This window comes from Clostridium sp. 1001270J_160509_D11 (assembly GCF_015667935.1).
In the GTDB taxonomy this organism is placed as follows: Bacteria; Bacillota; Clostridia; order Peptostreptococcales; family Peptostreptococcaceae; genus Intestinibacter.
This window is the reverse complement of the sequence record NZ_JADPET010000109.1, coordinates 1-10,081: the sequence shown is the minus strand read 5'-3', so window position 1 is coordinate 10,081 and position 10,081 is coordinate 1. Positions and strand designations below refer to the sequence as shown.

10 protein-coding genes are annotated in these 10,081 nt (G+C 30.4%); all 10 read left to right on the top strand.

Annotation, left to right across the window (positions count from 1 at the left end):
* The first annotated feature begins 55 nt into the window (after positions 1-55).
* The gene (locus I4U58_RS10165; RefSeq protein WP_195931207.1) at positions 56-640 is read left to right on the top strand and encodes a Maf family protein; all 585 of its coding nucleotides are present in this window, start codon (positions 56-58) and stop codon (positions 638-640) included.
* Positions 637-1,344 (top strand): DNA repair protein RadC, encoded by a 708-nt coding sequence (gene radC / locus I4U58_RS10160; RefSeq protein ID WP_195931205.1) that lies wholly within the window; start codon positions 637-639, stop codon positions 1,342-1,344. Before I4U58_RS10165 ends, radC begins: the two co-directional genes overlap by 4 nt.
* Before the next feature lie 88 nt (positions 1,345-1,432).
* Positions 1,433-2,443, top strand: coding sequence for a rod shape-determining protein (locus I4U58_RS10155; RefSeq protein WP_195931209.1), 1,011 nt, complete (start codon positions 1,433-1,435; stop codon positions 2,441-2,443).
* A 9-nt stretch (positions 2,444-2,452) separates the two neighbouring features.
* Complete coding sequence (mreC, locus tag I4U58_RS10150) at positions 2,453-3,337, top strand: rod shape-determining protein MreC (RefSeq protein ID WP_195931204.1); 885 nt, start codon at positions 2,453-2,455, stop codon at positions 3,335-3,337.
* Between the two features lie 13 nt (positions 3,338-3,350).
* On the top strand, positions 3,351-3,833 hold the full coding sequence (gene mreD / locus I4U58_RS10145; RefSeq protein ID WP_195931202.1) for a rod shape-determining protein MreD: 483 nt from the start codon (positions 3,351-3,353) through the stop codon (positions 3,831-3,833).
* Between the two features lie 10 nt (positions 3,834-3,843).
* Complete coding sequence (locus I4U58_RS10140) at positions 3,844-6,912, top strand: penicillin-binding transpeptidase domain-containing protein (protein ID WP_195931201.1); 3,069 nt, start codon at positions 3,844-3,846, stop codon at positions 6,910-6,912.
* A 63-nt stretch (positions 6,913-6,975) separates the two neighbouring features.
* On the top strand, positions 6,976-7,659 hold the full coding sequence (locus tag I4U58_RS10135; protein WP_195931200.1) for a septum site-determining protein MinC: 684 nt from the start codon (positions 6,976-6,978) through the stop codon (positions 7,657-7,659).
* Positions 7,660-7,686: 27 nt separating this feature from the next.
* Positions 7,687-8,484: a septum site-determining protein MinD gene (gene minD, locus I4U58_RS10130; protein ID WP_195931198.1), complete on the top strand. Its 798-nt coding sequence runs from the start codon at positions 7,687-7,689 to the stop codon at positions 8,482-8,484.
* Positions 8,485-8,497: 13 nt separating this feature from the next.
* Positions 8,498-8,782 (top strand): cell division topological specificity factor MinE, encoded by a 285-nt coding sequence (gene minE, locus I4U58_RS10125; RefSeq protein ID WP_195931196.1) that lies wholly within the window; start codon positions 8,498-8,500, stop codon positions 8,780-8,782.
* Between the two features lie 134 nt (positions 8,783-8,916).
* Positions 8,917-10,081: FtsW/RodA/SpoVE family cell cycle protein (locus tag I4U58_RS10120; protein ID WP_243269606.1), on the top strand; the 1,165-nt coding region annotated here is incomplete at its 3' end.

The window sequence follows — 10,081 nt, the reverse complement described above, 5'->3', positions numbered from 1 at the left end:
ATAATATAGTGATAAACTTAATTAGTACAAAATTTGAGTACAAGAAGGTGAACAAATGAAAGTAATATTAGCATCAGCTTCACCGAGGAGAAAAGAGATTTTGCAAAATACTAAGCTTAATTTTGATATACAAAAAAGTGATATTGAAGAAGTGATTTTGGAAAACGAATCTCCAGAAGATATGGTAGTTAGACTTGCATATGAAAAAGCATTTGATGTAGCAAAGAGAAATACAGATAGATTAGTTATAGGAGCAGATACAATTGTAGCTTTAGATAACGAAGTTTTAGGTAAGCCAAAAGATCAAAATGAGGCATATCAAATGATAAAAAGACTATCTAATAAAACACATAAAGTTATAACAGGAATCAGTTTAATTAACTTGAAAGAAAATAAAATTATAAAAGATTATGTAGTTAGTTTCGTTACATTTAAAGATTTAAGTGAGGACTCTATTAAAGATTATATAAATACAAATGAATCTTTAGACAAAGCAGGTGCATATGGAATACAGGGCTATGGAGCTTTATTAGTTAAAAATATACAAGGTGATTATTTTAATATAGTTGGACTCCCTATTTCAAGACTTAGCGATTTACTAAAGAATCACTTTGATATAAATCTATTTTATGGAGGATGATTCATCTGCAAGATACTTTAGGTAAAGGTCTAAACATAAAAAATATGTTAATAGAAGAAAGACCGAGAGAAAAGATGCTGACAAAAGGTGTGAAATCATTAACTGATGCAGAATTGTTAGCTATTATAATTAGAACTGGAAATAAAAAATATAATGCTATAGAGCTTTCTAACCAAATATTTAAGGAAAAATTAATAAATATTAGAGATTTATATGATATAAGTATAGAAGAGCTATGTAGTATAGACGGTATTGGACTTACAAAAGCAAGCCAAATAAAGGCAGCTATAGAATTAGGTGTAAGAGCATCCAGTTATAAGCCGCCTAAATATAAAATAAATCAGCCTTGGGATATCTATAAATATTATATGGATATATTTAGATATGAATCACAGGAAATATTTAAAATAGTACTTTTAAATACAAAAAATGAAATAATAACAGATGTAGATATTTCGATTGGAACCTTAAATTCATCTTTAGTGCATCCAAGAGAAGTTTTTAGAGCGGCGATAAGAAGAAGCAGCAATAAGATTATACTCATACATAATCACCCATCAGGATGTCCCACACCATCTATAGAAGACAAAGTTGTTACAAATAGACTTGTCAAATGTGGAGAAATAATAGGCATTGAGGTAATAGACCATATAATTATAGGTGATGGATTGTATTTTAGTTTTAAAGAAAATATGTTGATTTGATATAGTGTAAGATTGAAGGGAGCGTTTAAAAATGGCAAGTGAAAAGAAACAAAAAAAACAAAAAGGATCTTTATTCGGATTCGGAAAAATGACAAAAGATATGGGAATAGACTTAGGTACTGCTAATACTTTAGTATACATTAAAGGTCAAGGTATAGTACTTAGAGAACCATCAGTTGTTGCAATAAGAGATGACAGCAAAGATGTTTTAGCAGTTGGTGAAGAAGCAAAAAGAATGATAGGTAGAACACCAGGAAACATAAAAGCAATAAGACCGATGAAAGATGGTGTTATTGCTGATTTTGATATAACACAATCAATGTTAACTTACTTCATACAAAAATCTGCAGCTAAAAAAGGTGTAGTTAGTGCGAGAATAGCTATATGTGTACCATATGGTGTTACTGAAGTAGAGAAAAAAGCAATCGAAGAGGCTGCACAACAAGCAGGAGCTAAAGAAGTATTCTTAATAGAAGAACCTATGGCAGCTGCAATAGGAGCAGGTCTTAGAGTCGAAGAGCCAGAAGGAAACATGGTAGTTGATATCGGTGGTGGTACTTCTGAAATAGCTGTAATCTCATTAGGTGGAATAGATACTGCTGAATCTATAAGAATAGGTGGTAACAAATTAGATGAAGCTATAGTTAATTACGTTAAAAAAGAATACAACCTATTAATAGGTGAAAGAACTGCTGAAGATGTTAAAATAAACATAGGTTCAGCATACAAAGATGGAGAAGAAGTAACTTCTCAAATAAGCGGTAGAGATTTAGTAACAGGGCTTCCTAAGAAAATTGATATATCTTCTTCAGAGATAAGAGATGCATTAAAAGATCCTATCAATACTATAGTTAACGGAATAAAAATAACTCTAGAAAAAACAAAACCAGAGCTTGCTGCTGACCTTATGGAAAACGGAATAATGTTAACAGGAGGGGGAGCTTTATTAAAAGGACTTGATTTATTAGTAAAAGAAGAAACTGGTATGCCAGTATTTATAGCTGAATATCCACTTGATTGTGTAGCTATAGGAACTGGAAAATCAGTAGAAGATCAAGAAATATTTGAGAAAGTTCTAGTAGCAAACAAAAGAAGATAGAAGCTGGTGATGAGTTTGAAAAGAGACAAAAATAAACGTAAAATAAATTTTAAAGTGATAGCAACTGGTGTAGTTGCTATCACTTTAATTGGAATTGTGGGCATATCGATTGGATCAAATTCAGGAAAGAGTCCCTTTAACTCAAACATAATATTAAATGTATCATCTACATTAGAAAATGGTGTAAGTAAAGGGGTACAATTCTTTACGGGTGGATTTTCTGATATTTTAAACTTTAAATCTAATGCTAAAAAAGTAACAAAATTAGAAGAAGAAAACGAAGAACTAAAAAAACAAATAACAGAATTAAAAGGTGAGTTAGAAGATACTAGCTCATTAGAACAACTAAAAAAATCACTTAAATTCGTAGATGAAAAATATATTGCAAACCAAGTATCAGCAAAAGTTGTAAGTAAAAATGACGGTCTTTGGTACACATCTATGGTAGTAAGTGCAGGGAGTGAAGATGGAGTTAAAGAAAATAGTTTAGTTATGAATGGCTATGGTTTAGTCGGAATAGTAACTGAAGTATCATCAAATTATTCAAAAGTAATTACTCTATTAGACACAACATCATCAGTTAGTTTTAAATTATCTAGAGATTCTAATTGCAAGGGAATTATTACAACTGGGACAGGTATAAAAAACGAAGAAGTAAATAGAAATAAAGGTCTCCTACAAGGTTATATGCTTGATTCAGATTATGATGTACTTCCAGGAGATAGTGTAGTTACATCTGGACTTGGTTTATATCCAAAAGATATCGTTATAGGAGAAGTTACTAAGGTTACAGAAGATAAGAGTAAATCTTTAAAATATGTAGTAGTTAAACCTAACGTAAACTTCAAAAGTATCGACAATGTAGTAATAGTAGAACCAAGAAATATGAATTAGAGAGGTAACTATTATGAAAAAAGTATTACTTTGTATATTGGGTTTTTTTATAATAATACTTCAAAATAGTATTATTAATTATTTATCTGTTTTTGGAATGACTATAAATATAGTTTTAATATATTTGGTTATAATTTCACTTTATTTAGACGAACTAGAAAGTGTAATTATAGGAGCTATTTTAGGACTTATACTAGATTCTAGTGTAGGCGGTATTTTTGGAGCAAATGCATTAATATTTTTTACAATAGCATATATGGTAAGTTATATAAAAGACAAAGTATATAAAGAAAGCCCTATAATGATATTTACTATTATTTTAGGAACAACATTTATATATTGCGGAATTAGTTTTTTACTTGCGAGAGTACTGTATAATGTGTGTACATTTACATCAATTATAAAAATATTAATAGTTCCAATTTTAAATAGTTTAGTGGGAATATTAGTATACAAAATATTTAAAAAACCAATATTAAGACTAGAAGAAGAATAGTGGTGATTTAATGGAAGAAAATAAAATTATTGAGAGATTTAAAGCTATAAAAATCTTCTTGTTATGCGCCTTTGGAGTAATCATATTAAAAATGTTATACATGAATACAGTACAACATGAATACTATACAAATCTTGCAGATAATAAAACTTATAAACAAGTTACAATAAAAGCTGCAAGAGGAGAGATTAGAGATAGATACGGAAGGCTTTTAGCAGGAAATACAAATTCCTTTGTAGTTGAGGTATCAAGTGACCAATTAACTGCTAAAGGAAATGATCCTAACGCTGTTGCTTTAAAAATAATAAATAAATTAATAGAAAACGGCGAAGATTATGAAGATGATTTCCCTATTACAATAAGTAAAAATGGAAACTTTTCTTATACATATGATAAAAATGTAAGAGAATATAAAGAAAAGAATAATATCCCATCAAACCTTAATGCAAAAGAAACATTCTACTATCTAGTAGATAGTCTTATTGAAGATGGAACATTAAAAAAATCAGATAGGGATTTAGAACCAGCTGAACTTCAAAAAAAGCTTAATAATAATGGATATTATCCTCCTATATTAGTTAAGAGTTTTGAGTTTACAGATATTAAAAATAAAAACGACTGGCTAAAGAGTTTTGTCAAAAAACTAGATGATGGAACAAAGCTAGAAGTCAAAAGTACAGATAGTGCAAAGGTTGCATTCCAAAAAATAAGACAATACTATGGAATTGATGAGAGTTTAAGTGATCAAGATGCAAGAAAAATACTTGTTGTAAGAAATCTTATAAAATCTCAAGGATATAGAACTTATTACCCAATTACATTAGCATCAAATGTATCAGAAGAGACAGTAGCTTTTGTAGAGGAAAATACAACTAATATGCCAGGAATATCAATATCTAACGAACCTATTAGACATTATCCAAATGGAGCATTAGCATCACATGTACTTGGATATGTAGGTAAAATACCATCTACACAATTAGATGATTATTTAAATAATAAAGAAAAATCATATAAATCAGATGATATTGTAGGTCTTACAGGAATTGAGGCAACTCAAGAAGACCACCTAAAAGGTATCGACGGATATAAAAAAGTTAAAGTAAATGCAACTGGTAAGATAACAGATGAATTAGAAGTTAAAGAGCCTGTATCAGGAGATACGGTATACTTAACACTAGATATGGATTTACAAAAAGTTGCTGAAGAAGGTTTAGAAAAAACGATACAAGTTGCAAATAACGGTGGAGTTTATAAAAGTGAATATGGAGATGTAGCTACAAGTGGTGGAGCTAAAAATGCTAAAACAGGAGCTATCATCGCTGTAGATGTAAAAACAGGTGAAGTATTAGCATCTGCTAGTTATCCTGATTACGACCCGAATTTATTCGTAACAGGTATATCATCAAAAGATTATGAAAAGCTACAACCTGAAAATCCAAACGATACACTAGCGGCGAGTCCACTTCTAAATTTAGTAGCACAAGGTGTATTCCAGCCAGGTTCAACATTCAAAATGATAACTGGTATGGCTGCATTAGAAAATGGATTGGATCCAAATTATACTATAAATGACCCAGGTGTTATAAAATTAAATGGACAGACTTTCGCAGATGCCGTTTGGAATAAATCAAAGAGTAACCATGGGGCAGTAAATTTATATAAAGCATTACAGGAATCTTGTAACGTATACTTCGGTATAGTAGGTACAGGAACTAACTGGCTAGGTGGAAAAGACCCAGGTGCAGATGTTAATTCTGAAACGATACTAGAATATGCTAAATTATTTGGTTTAGATGAACATACAGGTCTTGAAGACGAAATAACTGAAGTAGTCGGAAAAGTACCTAGTGAAGAAGATAAAGTAAATTCAACTAAAATTTCACTTAGATCTTATTTAAATCTAAATATAATCGATAGTTTTACTGATATCGATGAAAATGACGATGAAGAAATGGATAAAAGAATAGATGAGATTGTAAGTTGGATAGATGAAGACCCTACTCCAGGTAGGGGTGAAGTTATGTCTAGATTAGCTAAATTAAATGTAAAAGAAGATAGAATAGAAGACTTAACTGACTCTATACTATTTACATACTTAAAATTTGCTAGATGGACATTATCAGACAACTTAAACTTAGCTATAGGACAAGGTGAAAATGCATATACACCATCTCAAGTAGTAAGATATGTAATGGCTATTGCAAATGGAGGATATTTAACAGATCTGACTTTAACTAAAAAAATTGTAAATAGCGACTATGAAATAACTTATGAAAATGAAGTAGTATCTAAAAAAATTGACTTTAAAAATAGTGACAATTTAAAAGAATTAACAAAAGGTATGAAATTAGTTACAAGCCAAGGTACTGCTGCTAAATACTTCGTAAACTTCCCTATAGAAGTAGCAGCAAAGAGTGGTACGGCGGAGAGAAAAGATAAAATACCTACAGCTGACGAATATAACTACTTAATGGATCATTTATCTAGTTATGGCGTTGAAGAAAAAGAAGTCTTAAAAGTTTATAAACAATTAAGAAAAGATAGGGAAGCAGAATTAACTAAAAATAAAATCAAAGAAATTAAAGAACAATTAAAAGACAAAGATTTAGATGAAGAAACAAGAGCAGAGTTAGAAAAAGAATTAAAAGATGGAGTTAATGAAAAATTAGCTGATACAGATAAAATAAATGCCGCTTATTTAAGAAGAGCTATAAAGAAAGTAAATCCTTCTATTACAGATGATGATATAGATAAGTATAAAGAAACATATGGAGATTTTGCTTGGGCAGTAGCATTTGCACCAGCAGATGACCCAGAAATAGCTGTAGCAGCAGTAATACCTCAAGGTACTACAAGTACTTATGCTTTCTTACCAATAAAAGACGTAATAGGATATTACTTATTAGGTTCATCTAATAACAAAACAGATAGTTCGAGTCAAAAGAATAACTCAAATAAAAATGATTCAGATAGTGACTCTACATCTGACAATAAAAATTCTGACTCTGAAGAAAACATAAGCGACAGTACAGGTAGTGACAACAAACTAAATTTTAATGTTCAAATAAAAAAATAAAAAGGTGATTAATATATTTATGAAGAATATAGTAAATAAATTGATATCACTCTGGAGGTTGTTATGTCTTTAAAAGAAGTTTCAGCCAGTGAACTTGTTGAATTTAAAGGCAATAAAAAAGGTATAATTATAAATATAAAAAGAGTAGCCCCTTTTGATGTTGTGAAAGATTCAATAATTAACAGGTTAGAAGAATATGTAGGATTTTTTAATGGAGCCAAAATCTGTGAAATTAATTGTGATTACTTAAGTGATATTCAAATAATAATGATAAAAGAAGAACTTACATCTAGGTTTGATATAGAATTTACGGAAGATGAAGAGAAAAAACAATTAGGATTATTTGACACTAAATATGTGGAGAGCTTAAGATCTGGAGAAATAGTAGTATACGATGGTGATATAGTTGTCATGAAAGATATGAATCCGGGTTCACAATTAACTTCTATAAGAGATATAGTTATTATGGGTAATATAAGTGCTGGAGCGAGAGCTATAGCAGCAGGAAACATAACCGTTATGGGTAAAGTTGAAGGATTTGTTCATGCAGGTGCCAATGGAAATGATAGAGCATATATAGTTGGTAACTGTCTATGTCCAAAAATTTTACAAATTGCCGATAATATAGCTGAGGCGCCTGATGATGATGAAAGTAACAAGGAAATTAAAGAAATCAGCCCGGAGATAGCCTTTGTAAGTGAAGGACGAATAGTAATAGAGAGTTACTTACCTAAAAATGTAAAATAAAGAAGGAAATCTATAGGGGGTAGAAAAATGAGTGAAGTTATAGTTATAACATCAGGTAAAGGTGGAGTCGGAAAAACGACTACAGTTGCCAACTTAGGTACAGCATTAAGCTTTCAAAATAAAAAAACAGTAGTAGTAGATGCTGATATAGGACTTAGAAATTTAGACGTAGTTATGGGTCTTGAAAATAGAATAGTATACGATATAGTAGACGTTGTTGAAGGTACTTGTAAATTAAAACAAGCTTTAATAAAAGATAAAAGATTTGAAAACTTATATCTATTGCCAGCAGCTCAAACAAGAGATAAAAATGCATTAACAGAAGAACAAATGGCAGAGCTATGTGAAAGGCTTAGAGAATCTTTTGATTATATAATAATTGACTGTCCTGCTGGGATAGAGCAAGGATTTAAAAATGCAGTGGCTGGAGCAGATAGGGCTATAGTAGTAACTAATCCTGAAGTTTCAGCAGTAAGAGATGCAGATAGAATAATAGGTTTATTACAAGCTAATGAAATCAATAATATTCAACTTATAATAAATAGAATAAGACAAGACATGGTTAAACGTGGAGATATGATGGACAAGCAAGATATAGTTGAAATATTATCGATAGATTTAATCGGTATGGTTCCAGATGATGAAAGTATAATTATCTCAACTAATAAAGGTGAACCTGCTATTTTAGATGAAAGATCATTAGCTGGTAAGGCTTATAGAAATATAGCTGATAGAATCTTAGGTCATGATGTTCCAATTATGGAACTTCAAACTCAAGATGGGTTCTTCAGTAAACTTAAAAAGATGTTTGGAGCAGCCAAATAGATAGGAGGATATTATGTTCGATTTTTTTAGGCCATTCAATAATAATTCGCAGACAAGTAAGAATGTGGCAAAGGAAAGACTAAAATTAGTATTAGTACATGATAGAATAGATTGTTCTCCACAATTATTAGAAGCTATAAAAGATGATATATTAAAGGTTATATCTAGTTATGCAGAAATAGATGAAGAAGGTTTAGAAATAAAAATGTCTAAGACGAGAAGCGAAACAGATGATAAACCAGTATCAGCCTTAGTTGCAAATATACCACTTAAAAATATAAAAGAGAGAAAAATTTAAATTTATAATACGAGGGGGAAAACCTACCTTTTAAAAGAATTTAAATAGAGATTTTCTTTATGGGGATATACGCAAGTATATCCCTTTAAACATTAAATTTGTTTTTGAGAGTATATTAGAAAGATGGTGAGAAATTGATAGATTATAAAAATACTATAAAGCTTATAAAGAAAATAGATTGGAAACTAATTTTACTAGTAATGGTCATATTTGCTTATGGTTTAGTAATACTAAGTAGTGCTACACATGCAAATCAAACGGGACAATATAAAAGGTTAATAGTACAGAGTTTAGCGTTTGGAATAGGCTCTGTTATTATAATATTTATTTTAATGATAGACTACAATGTAATGGGCAAATACTACAAAGAGCTTTATATTGTTAGTATAGCTTTATTGACATTAGTTTTAATATTTGGAGACAGTAGAGGTGGAGCAAAATCTACTTTCAACTTAGGTATACTTGATTTACAAGTAATCGAAGTAGTAAAAATAACTTTTATACTGAGTTATGCCAAAATAGTAGAGACATACAGAGGAAAATTAAACTCTTTAAAAGAAATTTTCGATGTTGTATTATATGCAATACCAGTTATCGGTCTTATAATAGTTGAACCAGACTTAGGTGGAGCTATTATATTCTGTTGTATAGTATTCGGGATGATATTCTCAGCAGGTATAGACAAAAAAATACTTATAAAAGCTGGGACAATTGTTTTAATATTATTGCCTATAATGTATATGTGTATGGACCAATACCAAAAAAATAGAATCTTAGGTTTTATGGATCCAGAAGATACATCTATAGAAGGAAACTACCAGCTTATGCAGTCGATGATAGCAATAGGCTCTGGTGGAATGACTGGTAAGGGGCTATACAATGGTACTCAAAATCAAGAAGACTTCTTACCTATACAAGATAGTGACTTCATATTTGCAGTAGGAGTTGAAGAATTAGGTGTAATAGGAGGAACTGTATTAGTTGTTTTATACGCTATGTTCCTGCTTAGAATGATAAAAATTGCACGAGAGGCAAAAGATGTTTATGGGTCCTTTATAGTAATTGGAGTCGTATGCATGTTTTCATACCAGATAATACAAAATATAGGGATGACGATGGGATTAATTCCAGTAACAGGGGTAACACTGTCGTTTATAAGTTATGGTGGTAGTGCCGTTATGACATCCTTGGCGATTATAGGAATAGTCTTGAATGTTGGTATGAGTAGAAAAGACTTATTAAAAAAATCTACTGCTCCAGCATTACAAAAGAGTTACAACTCTTTAAACAAAAAAACAA